18 protein-coding genes are annotated in these 18,419 nt (G+C 36.1%); 16 read left to right on the top strand and 2 right to left on the bottom strand.

From position 1 onward, the window contains the following. Window positions 1–11 precede the first annotated feature (11 nt). Together BUC06_RS00135 and BUC06_RS00130 are read right to left on the bottom strand one after the other, a co-directional pair. Complete coding sequence (locus BUC06_RS00135) at window positions 12–2,216, bottom strand: lantibiotic dehydratase family protein (protein ID WP_073328154.1); 2,205 nt, start codon at window positions 2,214–2,216, stop codon at window positions 12–14. Then, complete coding sequence (locus BUC06_RS00130; protein ID WP_073328151.1) at window positions 2,217–4,394, bottom strand: prolyl oligopeptidase family serine peptidase; 2,178 nt, start codon at window positions 4,392–4,394, stop codon at window positions 2,217–2,219. It abuts the gene before it with no gap. A gap of 394 nt (window positions 4,395–4,788) precedes the next feature. Here BUC06_RS00130 and BUC06_RS00125 point away from each other — a divergent pair, with 394 nt between their 5' ends. From BUC06_RS00125 to BUC06_RS00065, 16 genes are all read left to right on the top strand, one after another. Further along, window positions 4,789–6,516: a helix-turn-helix domain-containing protein gene (locus BUC06_RS00125; protein WP_073328149.1), complete on the top strand. Its 1,728-nt coding sequence runs from the start codon at window positions 4,789–4,791 to the stop codon at window positions 6,514–6,516. 359 nt (window positions 6,517–6,875) lie between these two features. Then, window positions 6,876–7,289 (top strand): hypothetical protein, encoded by a 414-nt coding sequence (locus tag BUC06_RS00120; protein WP_073328146.1) that lies wholly within the window; start codon window positions 6,876–6,878, stop codon window positions 7,287–7,289. Beyond that, on the top strand, window positions 7,289–8,677 hold the full coding sequence (locus BUC06_RS00115; protein WP_073328144.1) for an AMP-binding protein: 1,389 nt from the start codon (window positions 7,289–7,291) through the stop codon (window positions 8,675–8,677). Before BUC06_RS00120 ends, BUC06_RS00115 begins: the two co-directional genes overlap by 1 nt. Further along, complete coding sequence (locus BUC06_RS00110) at window positions 8,652–9,116, top strand: 4'-phosphopantetheinyl transferase family protein (protein ID WP_073328141.1); 465 nt, start codon at window positions 8,652–8,654, stop codon at window positions 9,114–9,116. Before BUC06_RS00115 ends, BUC06_RS00110 begins: the two co-directional genes overlap by 26 nt. Before the next feature lie 19 nt (window positions 9,117–9,135). After that, the gene (locus BUC06_RS00105) at window positions 9,136–9,564 is read left to right on the top strand and encodes a 3-hydroxyacyl-ACP dehydratase FabZ family protein (RefSeq protein ID WP_167367390.1); all 429 of its coding nucleotides are present in this window, start codon (window positions 9,136–9,138) and stop codon (window positions 9,562–9,564) included. Window positions 9,565–9,571: 7 nt separating this feature from the next. After that, the gene (locus BUC06_RS00100; RefSeq protein WP_073328138.1) at window positions 9,572–10,756 is read left to right on the top strand and encodes a beta-ketoacyl synthase N-terminal-like domain-containing protein; all 1,185 of its coding nucleotides are present in this window, start codon (window positions 9,572–9,574) and stop codon (window positions 10,754–10,756) included. After that, the gene (locus BUC06_RS00095; RefSeq protein ID WP_073328135.1) at window positions 10,753–11,499 is read left to right on the top strand and encodes an SDR family oxidoreductase; all 747 of its coding nucleotides are present in this window, start codon (window positions 10,753–10,755) and stop codon (window positions 11,497–11,499) included. Before BUC06_RS00100 ends, BUC06_RS00095 begins: the two co-directional genes overlap by 4 nt. A gap of 36 nt (window positions 11,500–11,535) precedes the next feature. Further along, window positions 11,536–12,762 carry a beta-ketoacyl-[acyl-carrier-protein] synthase family protein gene (locus BUC06_RS00090; RefSeq protein ID WP_073328133.1) on the top strand — a complete coding sequence of 409 codons (1,227 nt, stop codon included), beginning with the start codon at window positions 11,536–11,538 and terminating at the stop codon, window positions 12,760–12,762. Window positions 12,763–12,766: 4 nt separating this feature from the next. Beyond that, window positions 12,767–13,060 carry an acyl carrier protein gene (locus BUC06_RS00085; protein WP_073328130.1) on the top strand — a complete coding sequence of 98 codons (294 nt, stop codon included), beginning with the start codon at window positions 12,767–12,769 and terminating at the stop codon, window positions 13,058–13,060. Window positions 13,061–13,306: 246 nt separating this feature from the next. Continuing rightward, a complete protein-coding gene (locus BUC06_RS23695) occupies window positions 13,307–13,444 on the top strand; it encodes a hypothetical protein (protein ID WP_164466340.1) in 138 nt (45 codons plus the stop codon). Between the two features lie 55 nt (window positions 13,445–13,499). Then, a complete protein-coding gene (locus BUC06_RS23690; protein WP_164466339.1) occupies window positions 13,500–13,637 on the top strand; it encodes a hypothetical protein in 138 nt (45 codons plus the stop codon). Window positions 13,638–13,893: 256 nt separating this feature from the next. Beyond that, window positions 13,894–14,031 carry a hypothetical protein gene (locus tag BUC06_RS23685; RefSeq protein WP_164466338.1) on the top strand — a complete coding sequence of 46 codons (138 nt, stop codon included), beginning with the start codon at window positions 13,894–13,896 and terminating at the stop codon, window positions 14,029–14,031. Window positions 14,032–14,245: 214 nt separating this feature from the next. Beyond that, a complete protein-coding gene (locus BUC06_RS00080; RefSeq protein ID WP_139263236.1) occupies window positions 14,246–15,424 on the top strand; it encodes a M50 family metallopeptidase in 1,179 nt (392 codons plus the stop codon). A gap of 1 nt (window position 15,425) precedes the next feature. Further along, a complete protein-coding gene (locus BUC06_RS00075; protein ID WP_073328125.1) occupies window positions 15,426–16,649 on the top strand; it encodes an arginase family protein in 1,224 nt (407 codons plus the stop codon). After that, complete coding sequence (locus BUC06_RS00070; RefSeq protein ID WP_073328123.1) at window positions 16,627–17,379, top strand: alpha/beta fold hydrolase; 753 nt, start codon at window positions 16,627–16,629, stop codon at window positions 17,377–17,379. Before BUC06_RS00075 ends, BUC06_RS00070 begins: the two co-directional genes overlap by 23 nt. Continuing rightward, window positions 17,369–18,418, top strand: coding sequence for an LpxL/LpxP family acyltransferase (locus BUC06_RS00065; RefSeq protein ID WP_073328120.1), 1,050 nt, complete (start codon window positions 17,369–17,371; stop codon window positions 18,416–18,418). Before BUC06_RS00070 ends, BUC06_RS00065 begins: the two co-directional genes overlap by 11 nt. The last annotated feature ends 1 nt before the right edge of the window (window position 18,419 follow it).

Raw genomic sequence — 18,419 nt, 5'->3', positions numbered from 1 at the left:
CTTCCATTTTTTTATGCATCAGCCTTATACAGCGAAAATATGAATTCCCTCTTATGATCATTACTTTCATGATATAAAAATTCCTCAATAGTCAATGATTTTTCGCTTTTGACAATGTGTATGAACATTTGAGCCATATCATAATTTTCCAGATTCAGGGTCAGCATATTGTCGAACTGTGCCCACTGAATCCAGGCAGGAATTTTCATTCTGGTCCTCAATTTTTTTAATTCCGATAAAAAATGATTTTTATCAGAAAGTAATGGAGATAAATGTAAAATATCTTTCTCCGTTATTTTCCATCTTGCTTTTGAAAGAATGATATTTCCATATTCCACTCTTGGCAAAAAACGGTAAATATGTTCCAGTCCGCCCCAATCAAAATAAAGTCCGGTTCTGATATTCTGCGAATACAGATCAGATAAAAAATGATAGACAGGAAGTGTGTCCGAAGAGTAATTATGGGCATTGGTAAGATAAGGTTTTACCTCTTTATTCAACCTTTTTGACCGTAAAACAATTCTGTCATTTTTCAGCGAAATATACAGGTCATCCACCGGAATTTGGTTTTCTAAAGGCAGAACGGATTGTGCCAAGTATGGGATTTCATATTCCCGTAGTGTAGGTCTCCGGATAATATTTCCTATTCTGGCTTCTGGCAGGTGAATGATTTCTGCGGTAATATAGCCGGGATTCAGCTCCTTTTCCTTACAGGCAATGGCTTTTGCTAAATTCCGGATTTCAGATTTTTCCGAATGAAATCTTCCTAAAAGATTGGCACCGCTGTTGGCTGTACTGCTGTTTATAAATAGTTTTTCCTGGTGACCTTCTGAAATTATTTCTGTTAAAAAAGATTGAGTATCAGGTAAATCATCCCAGTTTTCCTCAAAGGTGTCAAAATCTTTATCGGACAATTCAATTTTTTCGAGATGGTATAATAAGGCATCCTGCAGCTTTTCATTCAGAATGCTAACCAGGGGATTCATATGAATGCTTCTGTTTTGCTTTTTTTTGGAAGCGGGTAATTTCAGGTCTTCCAGATAAGGATGAAGACCTTTTGCCGAAGCGCCTTGTTTGTACCCAATTCCTGTTTCAGCATCAAGAACATACATTAATGGTATTTCCTCTGCTTCAAACCGTTCTGAAAATGCCTTTTTAAATTTTTGAAAAGGTGTTTCAGATTGAGGTATTATAATTTTATTTAATAAACAAATACCCTTTTTAAGTTCTTTTTTCCAGTATGAGGGCAGATAGAATTCATTTTTGAAGTAGAGATCTGTCTGAAAGAGATATTTCTGATCGTACTCCGTATTAAAAGATTTGATTAATTCTTCTATTTCAGAATACATTTCAACAGGATTTCCGAAATGGAGGTCCAGTTGGTCCAGCTTATCTTTAATTTTTTTCAGGATATCTGCAGCATTGCCGGCGTTTATTTTTACTAAAACAGAAATCAATATTTCCAGAAAATCAGTTTCTGATACATTCGGTTCGAGCTGACTTACCAATAATTGATTGTCAATAAGTTCTTCGATAAATTCCTCAGCTTCGGCGAATGTTATTTCTTCATTAACGAGAGTTTTAGTCATCTCGCATATGGTTTTTCCGGATTGTGAAAAATCCAGTATTTGCTTCAATTCTTCTGAAAGAGGAGCAGATGATATAATGTAATCCCTTTTTCCGCGGGTGTACTGATATTCTATAAAGCGGATTTTATTCCCAATCTTATAGATGCTGTTGTTAGGATAAAACAGCAGTTGCTCTCTTATCTCCTTAGTTTTTACAAAATGCTGAGCCAGGGATACTAAAAAATGCATATCCAGTTTGGTGTCTCTCAGCCGGTCATCTGCCGATAAATTTTGTTTATTCCGTTGGTCTGATAGTGTTGTAAATTTTCCAGGCCCGACACCAGAGAACAGTCCGAAAGGAGTGCATCGTGTACTCATACGGCTGAAATATTTCAGAAGGGTATCTTTTATTTTCTGGTTTTCTTTTTGGGAAAGGATCTTTTCCGGGCTGAGCCATTTAACCAGTTCTCCATATAGAAAAGGAGAAGCCAGATAAATAGCTTCCTGAAAAACAGGATGGGAATATATCTCTTTTAATACGGCCTCCGGAATCTCATCTTTTCCTAGGTATTTCAGGAAATCATTAGATGAAAATAGGGGAGTACGGACTACAAATTCGTCAAAAAAAAGGTAAGGAAAACGGGACATTTACTTTTTTGTATTTTGTTGGGGCTGATAATCGGGATGATCCAGCTGCCACAAGGCGAAAGCAAACATATCTGCTGTATTGGCATAGCGATGTGCTGCGGGAACATTACCTGCATGGCCACCTTCATAATCTATTTTCAACATTACAGGATGCTCCGAAATATTCGCTGCCATCAATCCTGCTGCAAATTTTACTGGTTCCCATACGGTAACCCTCTGGTCATTGATGCCGCCGGTAATAAAAGTGGCAGGATACTGAACGCCTTTTTCAAGATGATGATAAGCATCCATTTCCAACAAGGCTTTAAATTCTTTCGGATCCTTTACCGTCCCAAATTCTTTGGGTTGCGCATTAGGGGTTGTCTCATCTCTTACGGGATTCATTACCCCTACTTCAGCGATTACAACTTTAAAAAGATCAGGTCTTTCTGTCATGGCTCTTCCAACGGTAATTCCGCCTGCACTCGCTCCCCAAAGCGCTACTTTATCTTTTGAAGTATATTTTTCATTAATTAAGAATTCAGTACAGTCAATCAGGTCCCTCCAGGTATTGGGCTTGGTTTCCTTATAGCCCGCCAAACGCCATGTTTCTCCTTTTTCTGAGCCTCCTCTTACATGAGCGATAGCCACTATTCCGCCCTGGTTAACCCATAACAGGTATTTTTTAGCAAAAAAAGGATTGATGGAAAATCCATACGATCCGTAACTTTCTATTAAAACCCGGTTTTTACTGTCTTTTTTGACGTTTTTATGATAAATGAGTGACACTGGAATTTCTTCGCCATCTCTTGATTTTACCGTAACTTCATTAACAATAATATCTTTGAACTCAGGATATTCTGTAACGGGTGTAAGATCTTCCGGTTTAAAGGTGTTGTTTTTTAGGTGATATCGGAATCTTTGGTTATCATTCGCCCAGCCGGAACAGACTACCCATATATCAGAATAGTCCTGCCCTTTAGACTGCAGAACAATATTTCCGGATGAATAAGGAAGTTTAATTTCGATATCTTTTCCTTTATTCAGTAAATATAATTTGGCTTCTACTCCGTTTTTGGTAGTGGTATAGTAGATCCCATCTTTGGTAATTCTATAGCTTTTAATAATCTCGTCCTTTTTTTCAGGGATCAGAACTTCGGGATTTTTGAAATGAGGATGACTGATGTTGGTCTTACAAAGCATGTTAAGAGAAGAATTGTAACTTGATAGAAAAATAATATCATTGTTCAGCTCTTCTAATGTTTTGGCTTTGTCTTCAGATTCTGAAAAAGGTTTCCAGTTCTTTTTTCCACTTAAGAGATCTTTTTTAGGGATGATGTATGTTTTTCTGTAGGTATTATAATCTACAAGCATACCGATGTAGTATCGGTCATCTTTATCAAATTCCAGAATCATAGGAAACTGGTCTTCCGTAATGTTCAGCTCCGGGTTATTTTTTGCAGAGAAAACGTCGGTTATATTTTTAGGATCAGTCCCGATCTTATATAAAACGGTTCTTGTGTTTTTATAAAAATCGAGTGATTTGGAGTCTGTAGTAGGGTAGTGAAGATAGAAAAATCCACTGTTGTCATCCAGCCATTTGATTCCCCCTGCGCTTACAGGTTCTATCTGGGTAATAATTTCCGGATGGATATATTTTTTTTCAACGTCAAGAATAATAACTTCTGCCAGCTCCTGTCCTTTTTCAGCCATTGAGATGGCCACTTTAGTGCCGTCCCAGCTTGGATTCAGATAATTAATGACAAATTCATGATTTTTTTCTGACTTTTTATATTGAGAAGGGTCGTAAAGCAATTCTTCTTTTCCTGAGAGTTCTTTACGGTAATAGAGTTTAGCAACTTTTTCGTTGCTGTTCTTTTTTAAATAAAAATATTTATCATTATCTGTTATTTTCAGGTTGGTAGTGGCGTATCCCTGTCTCTGATCAAATTCAAGCATTTTTGCTGAATAATAATTTCTTTTGGGAATGAGGTTCAGAGCGGCATTAGTATAAACCGTCTGGGTTTTCATCCAATTGAGGGTCTGGGGATCCTCCAAATTTTCCAGATTTCTGTATTCGTCTACAATCCTGGTTCCGAAGTAATCATCAGTAGAAGGTTTAGACGGTGCCGGATTATTTTTTTGTGCCCGTACAGAAACAGAAAAAAAACAAATAATGATAAATATTAAATACTTCATAAAAAGGATATAATTATCTTACAAAGGTATGTCTTAAAGGGGTAGGAAGTGGTTCATCACATCCGTCATTGATACCAGCACCCATATTGCCACCGCTTCCTCCATTAATCATTTTCATGTCATTAATCTTCATGATTTGTGTTTTTTTTAGTGATAGTTTTTTCTCTTGTTCGTTTTGTTTTTTCATAAGAATATAATTTTTTAGTAATCTGTTGCAAATAAAGGAATATTTTTTAAATCAACCATGTTGACATAGGATGGATTTATAAATTCATGACATTTGAGAATGTTTTAATTGGTTTATTTACAAATATTTACAGGTCTTGTTTGCTTTTTTTTTAACCCTCGTTTTTTGATGAAGAAATATGTAAATTTGCAAGATACTACTATAACGATGAAACGAATATTTACCTTTTTATTACTTTCAGCCAATTTTTTTTATGCTCAAAAACAACTGACCGATTCTTTGAAAGGATTCAGTTATGCAGAGCTTAAAAAAAAGTTTAATGATTATGATGAAAAAGACAAAATTCAGGAATCTAAAATCATTGCAAAATATTATTTGCAGAAAGCGAAGAGTGAAAAAAATAATCTTCAAATGGCAGAGGGATACCTCCTGGTGCATTTTAATGAAGATTTTCCACTGGCAATGAAATACATAGACAGTGTTTTTATTGTTACAAAAAACACCAGGGAAAGCTCATATGATGCTATTGCCTATCGGATGAAAGGAAATTTGTACTATAAAAATGATAACCTGAAAGCCGCCCTCGATAACTATATTGTAAGCTTAAAATATGCCCAGAGGCAAAAAGATCAGAAATTAATTGCCTATGCTAACCTTAATATTGCCTATATCAACAGTCATATCGGGAGAAATGTGGAAGCGGCCAAAATGTTCAGACATTATTATGACTCCAATGAACTTTCTGAAAGCGAGCATAATCAGACTCGCGTTAACCTGATCAACTGTTATATAGAAAGTGATCAGCTCGACTCGGTAGGTGTTTTAATTAAAGAAGGGCTGGATTATTCTACCAAAAATCAAAACAAATACAGTGTCAATCAGTATTTATATCTGTCAGGATTTTCTTATTTAAAGCAGAAAAAATATGAACAGGCGATCGGGGAGTTTTCCAAAGCCTATGATTATTTCTCAGATATTGAGGATAATAATGCCAATTATGTCCTTTACAGCCTTGGAAAATCATATGAAGGACTGAATGATAAAAAGAAAACGGTAGAGTATTTCACTAAACTGGATGCCAATGTTGAAAAAACTAATATTACTTTCCCTGATTTAAGGGATGTATATACCTTTCTCATAGATTATTATAAAGATAATGACGACACACAGAAGCAACTTTATTATATAGACCGCTTCCTAAAAGTTGATAAAAAACTTGATGAACAGTTTAAATATTTGTCTACAGAACTTCCTAAGAAATATGATACACCCAATCTTCTGAGGGAAAAAGAGAATATTATTAATGACTTGAATAATAATAAGATAAGCCTTTACGCTTCTATCAGTGTTCTCCTACTGATCCTTATTTTATTCATTTATTTGTATTATAAATCCAAGAAAACCGAGAAACAGTATAGAAAAATCGCTCAGGATCTGATTCATTCCATTGAAAAAAAGCATATGGAACCAGTTGAAATTCAGAAGAATGAATTTAGCCAGGAGGAAACCCAGCCACTGATAATAGAAGAAGTGATGCCTGAAATAAAAGATAAAACCGGTAATGCATTATCTGAAGATGTCACACAGTCTATCCTGAAAGATCTGAATACTTTTGAATCCAAGGGCCTTTTCCTGAAAAAGGGGATTACGCTGGCCAGTCTTGCAAAGACTTTTAAAACGAATACTGCCTATTTATCAGAGGTAATCAATACCCATCAGGGAAAAAATTTCACCACTTATCTGAATGACCTTCGTATTGATTATGTTTCAGAGCGATTATTAGAGGACAAAAAGCTGAGATCTTATAAACTTCCTGCCATTGCAGATGAATTAGGCTATAATAATGTCCAGGCTTTTTCGGCTGCATTCAAGAAAAAAACAGGCACTACTCCCGCAATTTACATCAAAGAGATTGAAAATTCAATTATATCTTAATTTTCACATTTGTTTTATAATGTACTGTTTATTAGTGTTTTAAAATTTTATAATTTATAAATTCATAGAGTGGATTTATAAATCCCGGCATCTATTGTTTTTTTTGAGTTCGAATCTTATCTAAGTTTGTCTCAGAGAAAAACACAAATATTTTTTTCTTTCCCATCCCAACAACATGGAAAATTAAAAATATAGAACACGAATCAGCAAAGGTGATCCCAAAACTGTATGAGCCAATACAGTTGTTCTGATAAAAGTTTGAAAATCTTCTTTTAATAACAAAATTTTTTAAGGAAAATATCAAATGTCAAGAGTCACCCGCTGTAAGTAAAAGATGTCCAATTTTAAAATATCTACGCATGATCAGAGATCTATTAATTAATTGTAGAGAAGGCAATAAAAAAGAAATCAAAAAATTTATTGCTTCAGCTGAAAACCTGGATAAGGGTAACTGCTTAAATGTTTCATTTGGTGCTGTAGCCAATGCATACAGAGCAAAAACTGTTATCAGCCCGCTGAAAAAAATACAGTACCTGTCAACTTTCAATAAAGAGATCACCTCTGCAGTAGAAAGTGCAGATGCAGAAAACAGATATGAAGTAGTATTCCTGAGATACCTTATCGAAAGCAATATTCCAAGAGGGCTGGGTTTTTCCCAAAATATCATTCAAGACAAAAAAGAACTGGAAGCGCAGGTAGCGAGTCTTGATGAAAAACCTTTCAGCAGTGATTATAAGAAATTTATTACTAACGTTTTACTAAAAACAGAGTGATGAGCTCGCTGTGGAATGAAATTCATACCAGCCTGCTGACCCATTCAGGTTCTTGGATTCTTGATTTTAATAATAGAAAGATGACCTATCTTGAAATATTATTGGAAGTTGAATCTTTGGAAAAGAATTTTTCAGAGACTGATTTTGAAAATAAGTTGTTTGTTATAGACTATCAGGGTAATACAATAAATTTGATTATTCTTTATTTATTGATCCTGAAGAAAGGCGGCTGTGTGCTCCTGATTGAATGTACAAAAGAAAACCTGGAGGGAGTTCCGTTTTTTTACTCAATTATTACACAGGATAACTCTTGTATTCCCTTTGATTTTGATTACGAACTACACAAAACTCCATATGGGGATATACTTATAAGAAATGATCACCGGGACAGGCCGCTTAAAAATACCTCTGTAGTATTGTCAAGTTCCGGAACCACAAAAGTAAGGAAATACATTATGCATTCTTCGAATAGTATATTGCAGAATATCAGGTCTAATGTAAGTTCTCTGGAGATCAGCAGTAGCCATACCAGTATTGTATGCCTGCCGTTGTATTATTCATATGCTTTGGTAGCACAGTTCTTTTCTCATCTCTTGTCGGGAGGAAACTTAATTCTGTCATCTTATAAATTTATTGCTCTGAATTTAGTTTCATATATAGAAAAATACAATGCAACCAATTTTTTTATTACGCCCACACTTCTAAGGACTTTACTGGCCTACAATGTAAAGCTTGGTGATGCATGCAGAACTTTGGAATTTATAAGTATAGGAGGAGGTTACATAGGGAAAACATGTTTTCTGAAGTTTACAGGTCAGTTTCCTGTTCCTTCCTATTACAAAACCTATGGTACATCAGAAGCAGGGCCTAGAGTAGCTACCTATAAGATCAGATACTCGGATAAGGAAGATTTTGAACCGAATTATCTGGGAGTCCCTTTGGAAAATATTTCCCTGGAAAAAGATGTTTTTTTTGCCACATATCATCAGAAGGACATCTACAGCCTTACGATTAACACGCCTTCGGTTTTTAACGGATACCTGAATGGGAGCGAATATATGGGAGATCCCAACAAAGTGCTGACCTCAGATCTCGTGTATATTGAGAATGAAAAATTTTATATCATCGGAAGGAATTCAGATTACTTCAGTCCATTTAAGATTTGGGATTTTGAAATTCAGGACCTCTTTTTTAATAATATTCCAAGTCTTCTGAAGGTAAATACGGCAATGAAAAATGACCGGCTGTCGATCAATTTATGGGTTAATTCCAAAAGGACATTTTCCAACACCGATTTCAGCTCTATTTTATCCGGTCGTATAGATTCAGGGATGCTTGATCATATTGAAGTCATGCTGCAGAATGAAAGTCATCAGTTTACCAAATAATATTTATCTCTTGTATACCTATAGTGAGGAAACAAAAACAGGAGTTGCAGAGGATTTAGTGAGTTCCTTTTTCGGAAAGAAGATTATGATTGAAAAAGGAAATAACGGAGAACCTTTTATTAAAGACTCTGAATATTATATAAGCATTTCCCATTCACGTCATCTGGTTATCTGTGCTGTTTCTTTGAGACCGATAGGAATCGATATTGAATGGAAAAGAGAAATCAATCAAAAGTGTTACCCGTTTATTAACAGGCTTTACGGACATATAATGCCGGTGCATAATGTGAATGACTGGGTAAAGCTGGAAGCAATGGTGAAATTATTAAAACTAAAACTTATTAACGCCTACCAAAGTGAAATAGATATCAGCTCAGTGTATTTTAAAGAGATTAACATTGATGATGAGTATGCCTGTGCTATTTGTAATAAAAAATAAAAAAAATCAATACCATTATATGAAAAACTTTCCTTCACCCTCACAACTGTTGCCGCATAGACCGCCCATGCTGTTGGTTGAGAAAATAGTTGAATTCGAACCCAATACCCATCTGGTTTCAGAAGCATTTTTTAAAGAAGATAATTATTTTTTTAAGGGACATTTTGAAGGAAACCCGATAACTCCGGGAGTTATACTGGTAGAAACGATGTTTCAGACTTGCGGATTATTTATTCGTCTTAATCTTGAATATTCAAAAGTTCCGGGTTCCATTCTTGGTAGAGCTATAAAAATTAAAAACACAACATTTAACCAGGAAGTATACCCGGAACAAAGATTAAGAATTTCATCAAAGTTAAAGTCCATCATTATGGGGTTTTACACCTTTGAATGTGAAGTGACCTCAGAAGATAAAGTAGTCTGCCTTGCAGAATTAGTTTTAAAATAATTGAATTTTGGAAAAGAGAATCGTTTTTACAGGTTGGGGAGCCGTTACTCCAAAAGGATTGGAGAACCAGGATTTTGCAGAAAGCATTTCCAAGAGGGCTTTTTCATTTTCAAGTGATCATTCTTGGACTAAGTATGATATCGGAGATATTTATTTCGGTCAGATTCCGGCAATAGATATCAGCAAATATCTGCCTATGAAGGCTCCGTTTCCCAATCAGCTTTCAAGTATTGCTATGAAAGCCTGCATCAATGCATTGCATGATGCGAATTTGTACGAAAGTGATTTGCTGGATAACACGGGACTGATCATTACCAATACGCTGGGACCCAGCGCCGAAATCCAGAACTTTCTTACCACCCTTTTTACCAAGGGTCCGGACAGGCTTAGCCCGTTTAATTTTTCGAAGGCAACATCAAACAGTGTGCTGGGAGATGTTTCGAGAGCATTTAAAATAAAAGGTCCAAGCTCTTTCGTGTACGGAGAAGAAAGTATGGTATATGGAATTGACCTCATCAGGAACGGACATTGTGATATTGTGATTTGCGGAGGAGTGGATGAGATCAAGGAGCTTACTCTTTTTAATCTTGAAAAGAAAAAGAAGGCAGTAGAAGCTACCGGTGCTTCCATGCAGGAAGATATGATGAATGCAGACAATAAGAATATTTTCAGCGAATCTGCAGGATTTGTAGTGATAGAAACGCTGGAGTCCGCTCTGAAGAGAAATGCTAAAATATATGGTGAAATAATTGATTATCATTCTTATATGGACTCTACCTCTTCGTATACTATTTTCGAAAGAGATGCGGAAGAGCTCAGGTTCAACGTAGAGAAGATATTGCAGAACAATGAAATCAAAAAAGAAGCCTCCATTAATATCCTGGGAACATCATGTCTCCCCTGGCAGATTAAAAAATATGAATTTATGGCATTAAAACCTCTTCCTTACAAATTCAATTACAGCAATATTAAATTGCTCCTGGGAGAAGGGCTGTCAGGTTTCAGCAACCTGAATGTTATCGCTCCGTTTGTTACCGAACCTTACAAGCCTTCAGAATATGTAAGCATAGAAGATATTCCCCATAATATTTCACTTGGCGTATCACCGGACCACGAAAACAGTTTTACGCTGGTTCACAACTATTCATTAGGAGGAAATAATACAGTTTTACTATTAAAAAAATACCAATGACAGCAAAAAAAGTACTGATATCTGGTGGTTCCAGAGGAATAGGGAAGAGTATAGCCCTGAAATTTGCAAAGGAAGGATGTGAAGTTTTATTTACATATAAAAGTAGTGATCAGGAAGCGCTTGAACTTGTTAAATATATTAATGAGAATTACAAATGCCCACCGGCAAAAAGCTACAAATGTGATATGGCTGATGCTGCTGATGTTAAAAGACTTTTTAAAGAGAACAAAGAAGAATTTTCTTCCCTCTCTGCCCTGATCAATAATGTAGGGGGTCACGGGAAACTTAAACCTTTTATGTTCTGCAGCAATGAATATTTCCAGGAAATACTGTCAATGAATCTGATGTCTGTAGTGAACGCGGTGAGGGAAGTACTGCCCATATTTATCCGAAACAAAGGAGGGCGTATTGTCAACATTACCTCTATTGCAGGAACAAAGGGTAATCCAGGACATTCACCTTACGCAGCCTCTAAAGGAGCGATCATCGGTTTCTCTAAATCGATCGTAAAAGAAGTAGGAGGGATGGGAATTATTATCAACTCTGTAGCACCAGGCTTTGTAAGCACAGAAAGCACCAATGACGTTCCGGAAAAATACCTGAAAATGAGAATAGACAACAGCATCTATAAAAGAATGGGAATGCCGGAAGAGATTGCAGACGTAGCACACTATCTGGGAAGTTCTTCTCCGGAATACCTTACCGGACAGGAAATCATTGTGGACGGAGGTATTACAGGATAAAAATTAGAAGGGTAAGTAATCTATTGATATGACCATATGAGCGAAATTAATAAAAAAAGAGTTGTAGTTACGGGAATAGGAATGCTAAGTTCTTTAGGAAAGAATAAGGCAGATCACATCAATGCTCTCACGGATAACGAGCTTTGTACAAGAAATATAAAGAGATTTGATGTCAATCATAAGTTTTACAGAAATGATAAAGCCTTCTGTATAGATCATGAGTACCTGAATGAAATATCAAAAGACGACAAGACTATTCAATTCAGCTGTGCTGTACACAGTATTGATGAAGCCGTAAAAGATGCACGGCTTACCAAGGCGGAGCTGAAAGACGCTGCCCTGGTTGTAGGCTCTTCAATAGGCTCAGGACATAGTTTTACAGAGTATTATAAAGAATTTATCTCTACTCTTGAACTTACCGACGAACTGCTTTACCTCTCATCTCATTCCGTGCAGACAATTACCGGAGATATATGCAAGCATTTCGGGATCAGAGGTCAGTCTTCTACCATTTCTACAGCCTGCTCGGCCAGTGCCAATTCCATAGGGAGAGGGCTGGATCTTATAAGAACCGGAAAGTATAAGACAGTGATAGCAGGAGGAGTTGATATTTTTTCAGAACTCGCTTTTTCTGGATTCAACTGCCTTCATGCCTTATCTAAAACATACTGTACCCCTTTCTCCAAAACAAGAGACGGACTGATGCTGGGAGATGGTTCTGTATTTTTGGTTCTTGAAGATTACGATCACGCTATAGAAAATAAAAAAGAGATCTACGCAGAAGTATTGTCTTATTACTTTATGAATGAAGCACATCATCCTACAGCTTTAAAATCTGATGGAAGCACAGTGTATAACTGTATGGATGGCGCCTTGAAGAGAGGGGGCATCACCATCAATGATATAGATTATATTAATGCCCACGGTACCGCAACACCTACCAACGATGGAAGTGAGCTTCTCGGGATCAGCAAACTGCTGGATCAGGGAGATAAAAAGGATGTTCTCTTCATCAGTTCCACCAAAAGCCAGACCGGTCATTGCCTCGGAGCTGCCGGAGCTATGGAAGCAGCCCTTACGATACTGGCCATGAACCATTCATTTGTTCCGCCCAATTTACTGCCGGATGATCACATGATGATCGATACCCCTGAAAATGTAGTGATTCCACGCAAAGCCGTAAAAGAAAAAATCAATACAGCCATCTCTAATTCATTTGCATTCGGTGGATGTATGACAAGTTTAATATTAAAAAAAAATTAAGAATATGGAAACAGATTTAATCAAAAAAGAAATTAAAGAGATTATCATTGATGTGCTGAAACTGGATATGACATCGGATCAGATTGACAACGAAAAAAGCCTTTTCGGGAGTGAAGACGATCCTGAAACCGGGATCATTCAGGATTCGCTGGTTGTTCTGGAAATAGCGACCGTATTGTCTGAAAAGTATAATATAGATCCTTCGGAATTTAATGAGCAGACATTCATGAATATTAATTCTTTGGCTGATCTGGTTATCGAAAAAGGAAACCTGATAGAAGAGAAGGTTGAAAACTAGACTGCCACTCTTGCAATCTCTTTCCGGAAAATATTCAGCTTGCCCATTAAGTTGAAGACGGAAGTTCAAAATTCAATATTTCCATAAGCGGAAATCACCCTCATTTATATTTTAAGAATTGTATTTCTCTATGCTTTTTAGCATGGGACGGATATAGATATGCTATCAATTTTAAAATTGAAGGACTTTTTACAAGTCATGTTTGACTTCAAGAATATTATTAACCCCATTTAAATTTAATTTCTCATGGAAAACAAAAATTTAACTAATTCTATCTCTATCGTTGAGCTGGAAGAAAGATTCGAAACTTCTGTTGTTTCTCTGGATGCTGAAAGATGCAGCCGTAACACAGCAGACGTAAGATTAGAGGCATCTGCACTTTAAGATGATCATCGTCTTCTGATCAAAAACTAATATTAACCTTAAAATTTAAATTCTCATGAAAAACAAGAATTTGTCTAATTCTATCTCTATCGTTGAGCTGGAAGAAAGATTCGAAACTTCTGTTGTTTCTCTGGATGCTGAAAGATGCAGCCGTAACACAGCAGACGTAAGACTGGAGGCATCTGCACTTTAAGATGATCATAGTCTTCTGATTAAAAAACTAATATTAATCCTTAAAATTTAATTCTGATGAAAAACAAGAATTTAACTAATTCTATCTCTATCGTTGAGCTGGAAGAGAGATTCGAAACTTCGGTTGTTTCTTTAGATATGGACAGATGCAATGATAACAGAGCAGATGTTAGATTGGAAGCTTCAATTAGCTAGTAAGACTTGATGAAAGTCACCTTTAATAAAAATTAAATATTAACCTTTAAAATTCAATTCTCATGGAAAACAAGAATTTAACTAATTCTATCTCTATCATCGAGCTGGAAGAAAGATTCGAAACTTCAGTAGTTTCTCTGGATGTTGACAGATGCAATGGAAACAGAGCAGATGTTAGACTGGAAGCATCAGTTCTTTAAGACCTGGCTATTGTAAAGCGGGGTGAAAGCCCCGCCTTACATTTTTACCATAATGATCTGATCATATAGGTAAGTATATAAATAAGAGTATTGACAGAATAGCTTCGGAATGGAAGCTTTTGAGTGGTCTGTGATTCATAAGATAATCACTTATATAACTTCAGGATCACATTGCTGTAATAAAAATTCAGATTTAATTTTAGTTGTTGATTACATGAATACAAGTGATTTTGATATCATAAAGGATAACGGTAGATATCTGTTGATTATCAATGAGAAATATTACGAAATAAATGAAGTGACCTACACCATCTTTCTGGAAGTGAAGGAAGGCCATACTTTTGATGAAATCAGTAAGCTGCTTTATCAAAAGTATGATATTACCTCAACTCCGGAAGAGCTTCAAAAAAGTATAACGGATATTGTGACCCCACTGCTGAAAAAAGAAAAAGTGCACAACCTGTCTTTTATGTGGTACAAGGTAGATCTTCTTTTTCCGAAACATTATAAGAAAATAGCAGATGCCTTACGATTCCTGATAAAGCCTTATATATTCTGGCCGGTCCTGGTCTTATTTCTTCTGTTCAATTTGTATAAGCTGGCATTTCTGCCACAACATGATATGGGCGGAGAGTATTGTACTGATACGCTGGGGGTATATTTTGTCACCTATCTCTGTTTATTTTTTATTCTTATTATCCATGAGCTGGGACATGTGACCGCAACACAGTTTTTTAAACAGAAAACATATTCTATCGGCTTTGGGCTGTATCTTATATTTCCTGTTTTTTATGCAGATGTAACGAATGTGTGGGCATTAAGCAGATACAAAAGGGTCGTGGTTAATCTGGGAGGAATTTTCTTTCAGTCTATATTAGGAGTTCTTCTGTTTTGCTGTTATACCTATATAGATCTTAATGATAATATAAGATACATACTTCACAATGTTTTTATTATCAACGGAATTACCATGCTTGTCAACTTATTTCCGTTTTTCAAGTTTGATGGATACTGGCTTTACAGTGATTTGTTCAATCTGCCCAATCTCAGCAAAAAATACCAGATGTGTATCCGGTTCTGGATGAAAAAGATCATCTGGCCACTTTCCTCTTTTTTTATTGAGGATGAGAGAAAATATATGAATCCTTATAACCCGCCACTGATCATCTATTCAGTGTTGAAAGTGGGAGTTAATATTATGCTTGCACTGGCTATTATTAATTTCCTGGGAACTTATATCAATACTTTCGGAAGTATTCTCAAAGTGGAGAATATGGATGCTTGTTCTATCCTTAAGCTGATCTATAAATTTGCAATTCTGACCTTGCTGATGATTTATTTTACCAAACTTCTTAAAACATTATACAAAACTGTAAGATCAAAAATATACTAACATGAATACACTACACACCAATCCATACGTTCATAAAGAAGAAAATAAATTAGTCAATTCAATTACCGGCGAAAAGCTCCTGTGTGGAGACCGTATTTTTGAAATTATAGATTTCCTGAAAATACCCAAGCCATACCGGGAACTGGAAGAAAGATTTGAAGATATCAATGAAGACCTGGGGGGAATTCTGAAAACACTGGCTGCCAAAAGTTACATTGTTCTTGATAACAACTATAAAGACACCGTTACCCAGATCACACCGCATACACCGCATTTATTTAATTTGCCGTATAAAAGTATTGCGGCTCCTCTTGACAAGAAATCATTTGGCTTCATAGGAGTGCCGCTGGGAATTGGTAACAAAGAGAATATTCAATCGTCTCAGTTAGCTAATTCATTGAGAGCTTATACCAAAAAATATGGGTTGGATCTTTCTGCTACGTCACAGATAAAACCTGATGTTTTCGGAGGAACGGAGGAAGACTATCATCAGCTGATGACCGCTATTAAACACGGCGAAATTTTCGACTACGGAAATATATTTTTCAATACCCATGAATCTCCCGGATTTATGTATGAAAAAATTTATGAAATTTCCAGAACATGTTTCAGCACATGTAATCTGGTTCCTTTCTTTATCGGAGGAGATCATTCAATAAGTTATCCCCTTATTAAAGGTGCTATAGATAAATACGGAGATGATCTTTGTGTTTTGCATTTTGATGCACACACCGATACCTACACCTCCAGCTATGATACCATCAAAAATACTGATACAGTGCATCATCATGGAAACTTTATGACCAAATGTTTTGATGATGGACTCAAGCATGCATTTCAATTCGGAATCCGCGGAATTGTAAATAACCGTCAGACTTCAAATGAAAACCGAACCATCATATGGGCACATGAAATAAAAAAGGCCCTGAAAAATAATCTATCATTGGCTAATCTACCTGCCGGAAAAAAATTCTACGTGACGTTTGATTTTGATGTTCTGGATCCTGCTTATTTTAATAATACCTCTACACCAGTTATTAATGGGTTAACCTTTGAAGAGTGCCAGCAATTGATCCGGAATGTTCTGACAGATAGGGATATAGTAGGTTGTGATATTGTAGAAGTCTATCCTGATAGTAATGACCAATCTCCTCAGATTGTTTGTCAGATGATATTCGATCTGATTAATAGCATCAAGAAAAATGCTGATCAAAGAAGTATATAACAGCCATTATACACAGAGGATCGTTTTTCTGAATCCTATGGGAATGGATAGCTCTTACTGGACAGATATTGTGCATGTTAAAGAAGAATTTGCAGAATATGAGCTAATTTTTGTCGATTACCCGGGATATCTGGATAACAAGGCAGAGCCTGAAGACCATTTTTTAAATCTGGTTGAAAATTTGAAAATCGAACTTGAACAGCTTGAACAGAAAGAAACCTTCCTAATAGGTTGTAGCTACGGCGGGAAGGTAGCCATGCACCTGGCCGAGATATACGAAGTGAGAAACCTGATCCTCATAGGAACACCTCCCAATGTAGAAGAGGAAGATCTAGTGTATTATAAATCCCTTGCTGAGGTCTTACGTAAAGATCTGAATGAGTTTTCGGTGAAATTGATAGAGTATTGTTATACTGAAAAAGAAAGAAAAGAAAACCCGTTCCTGGCTATCATGTTTTTATTTTACGTGAAAAGACACAACCTTAGAGAAGCAATCATCAGGCAGTTGAAGCATCTCACAGACACGACTAAGATCGTAAACAACAGATTACATCCTCTGATCATCGTAGGTAAACAGGACGTGACACTGAAAAAAGAGTACAAAAAAAAAATTTTGCAGATATACCCATCCTGCCATTTTAAAGAGTATGAAGATTTTGGGCATTTTACACTCAATAACAACCCAAAAGCAATAGAGATAATCAAAAAAGCACTGCACCATGAGCAATAATACAAACCGAGTATACGAAGTAAGGAAATCTATAAAAGAAGTCACTGCACAGAAAGAAATAAAAAAAAGAGAAGAAGAGCAGACGAAGGACTTTCACTTTATGTCCGCAAATTTAAGCCGCTTCATGCCCGAAATTCCGAAAGAAGACCATTGGGAGCTTTATCTGGATATTATAACAACCATGAGACTGAGAGAATTTGACCTCACAGAAATCCAGCAGTTTTCTGATCAGGTAGGAAAAAACCTTGATACTGAAATGGATTCCAAACCTAAGATCTACATAACGTGCCATCTTGGATTCTGCAAAGCGGCTATCAGCGTTCTGATCCTGAACGGGATTGATAAAATAGCCCTGATTGTTGATGAAAATACCTACAACAAACAGGCAAAAACAATTCTGGAAATTAACGAGCGTTTTTGCAAGCTGTTCCAGGTCACCAACAGCCTTAAAGTTATCAATGTAGAAAAAGCCAATACTGTAATAGAAATATCCCAGTTAATTAAAAAGGGATATTCATTATATGCCTATTTGGACGGAAATTCAGGATATAAAGGGGTATACAATAAAGAAAAAACCATTAAAGTAGATTTCCTTGCAGATCATCTTTATTCACGGACTGGGCTTGCCAAAATAGCCTACTTTACAAAAACGCCGATCGTGCCGTTTATTACCTATTATTCAGAAGATAAACTTCATCCGCATGTTCATTTCTTTGAAGAGATTCCTGTGGACATCACAGCAAATATCGATGACTTTTCAGACAGAGCGATCAGGCTGATCTATTCACATTTCGAAAAGTATATTAAAAAATATCCGAATCAGTGGGAAGCCTGGTTTTATCTTCATAAATATCTTTCAAATGATATTCTTTTGAATAAAGACCAGACCATAGATATCCTTAAACTTGAAAAAAAAGATATGGAGAACGGCAAATTTGCGGTTTTTAAAATTGATGATAATGCTTACCTGTTCGACAGACTGTACTACGTTGTATATCCGATAAGCCAAGAACAGTTTACCCTTCTGAAAAACCAGTAAA

Source organism: Chryseobacterium carnipullorum (assembly GCF_900142785.1).
In the GTDB taxonomy this organism is placed as follows: domain Bacteria; phylum Bacteroidota; class Bacteroidia; order Flavobacteriales; family Weeksellaceae; genus Chryseobacterium; species Chryseobacterium carnipullorum.
Note: the sequence above shows the minus strand (reverse complement) of the source record. Positions and strands in the feature narration are given on the sequence as shown.

What these genes read in the sequence shown, in the direction of transcription:
- BUC06_RS00075 (WP_073328125.1), top strand. Translation starts at nt 15,426, where the DNA reads ATGAATACACTACACACCAATCCATACGTTCATAAAGAAGAAAATAAA.
- BUC06_RS23690 (WP_164466339.1), top strand. Translation starts at nt 13,500, where the DNA reads ATGAAAAACAAGAATTTGTCTAATTCTATCTCTATCGTTGAGCTGGAA.
- BUC06_RS00125 (WP_073328149.1), top strand. Translation starts at nt 4,789, where the DNA reads ATGAAACGAATATTTACCTTTTTATTACTTTCAGCCAATTTTTTTTAT.
- BUC06_RS23695 (WP_164466340.1), top strand. Translation starts at nt 13,307, where the DNA reads ATGGAAAACAAAAATTTAACTAATTCTATCTCTATCGTTGAGCTGGAA.
- BUC06_RS00110 (WP_073328141.1), top strand. Translation starts at nt 8,652, where the DNA reads ATGAAAGTCATCAGTTTACCAAATAATATTTATCTCTTGTATACCTAT.
- BUC06_RS00105 (WP_167367390.1), top strand. Translation starts at nt 9,136, where the DNA reads ATGAAAAACTTTCCTTCACCCTCACAACTGTTGCCGCATAGACCGCCC.
- BUC06_RS00070 (WP_073328123.1), top strand. Translation starts at nt 16,627, where the DNA reads ATGCTGATCAAAGAAGTATATAACAGCCATTATACACAGAGGATCGTT.
- BUC06_RS00065 (WP_073328120.1), top strand. Translation starts at nt 17,369, where the DNA reads ATGAGCAATAATACAAACCGAGTATACGAAGTAAGGAAATCTATAAAA.
- BUC06_RS00130 (WP_073328151.1), bottom strand. Translation starts at nt 4,394, where the DNA reads ATGAAGTATTTAATATTTATCATTATTTGTTTTTTTTCTGTTTCTGTA.
- BUC06_RS00085 (WP_073328130.1), top strand. Translation starts at nt 12,767, where the DNA reads ATGGAAACAGATTTAATCAAAAAAGAAATTAAAGAGATTATCATTGAT.
- BUC06_RS00120 (WP_073328146.1), top strand. Translation starts at nt 6,876, where the DNA reads ATGATCAGAGATCTATTAATTAATTGTAGAGAAGGCAATAAAAAAGAA.
- BUC06_RS00095 (WP_073328135.1), top strand. Translation starts at nt 10,753, where the DNA reads ATGACAGCAAAAAAAGTACTGATATCTGGTGGTTCCAGAGGAATAGGG.
- BUC06_RS00135 (WP_073328154.1), bottom strand. Translation starts at nt 2,216, where the DNA reads ATGTCCCGTTTTCCTTACCTTTTTTTTGACGAATTTGTAGTCCGTACT.
- BUC06_RS00090 (WP_073328133.1), top strand. Translation starts at nt 11,536, where the DNA reads ATGAGCGAAATTAATAAAAAAAGAGTTGTAGTTACGGGAATAGGAATG.
- BUC06_RS00115 (WP_073328144.1), top strand. Translation starts at nt 7,289, where the DNA reads ATGAGCTCGCTGTGGAATGAAATTCATACCAGCCTGCTGACCCATTCA.
- BUC06_RS00080 (WP_139263236.1), top strand. Translation starts at nt 14,246, where the DNA reads ATGAATACAAGTGATTTTGATATCATAAAGGATAACGGTAGATATCTG.
- BUC06_RS23685 (WP_164466338.1), top strand. Translation starts at nt 13,894, where the DNA reads ATGGAAAACAAGAATTTAACTAATTCTATCTCTATCATCGAGCTGGAA.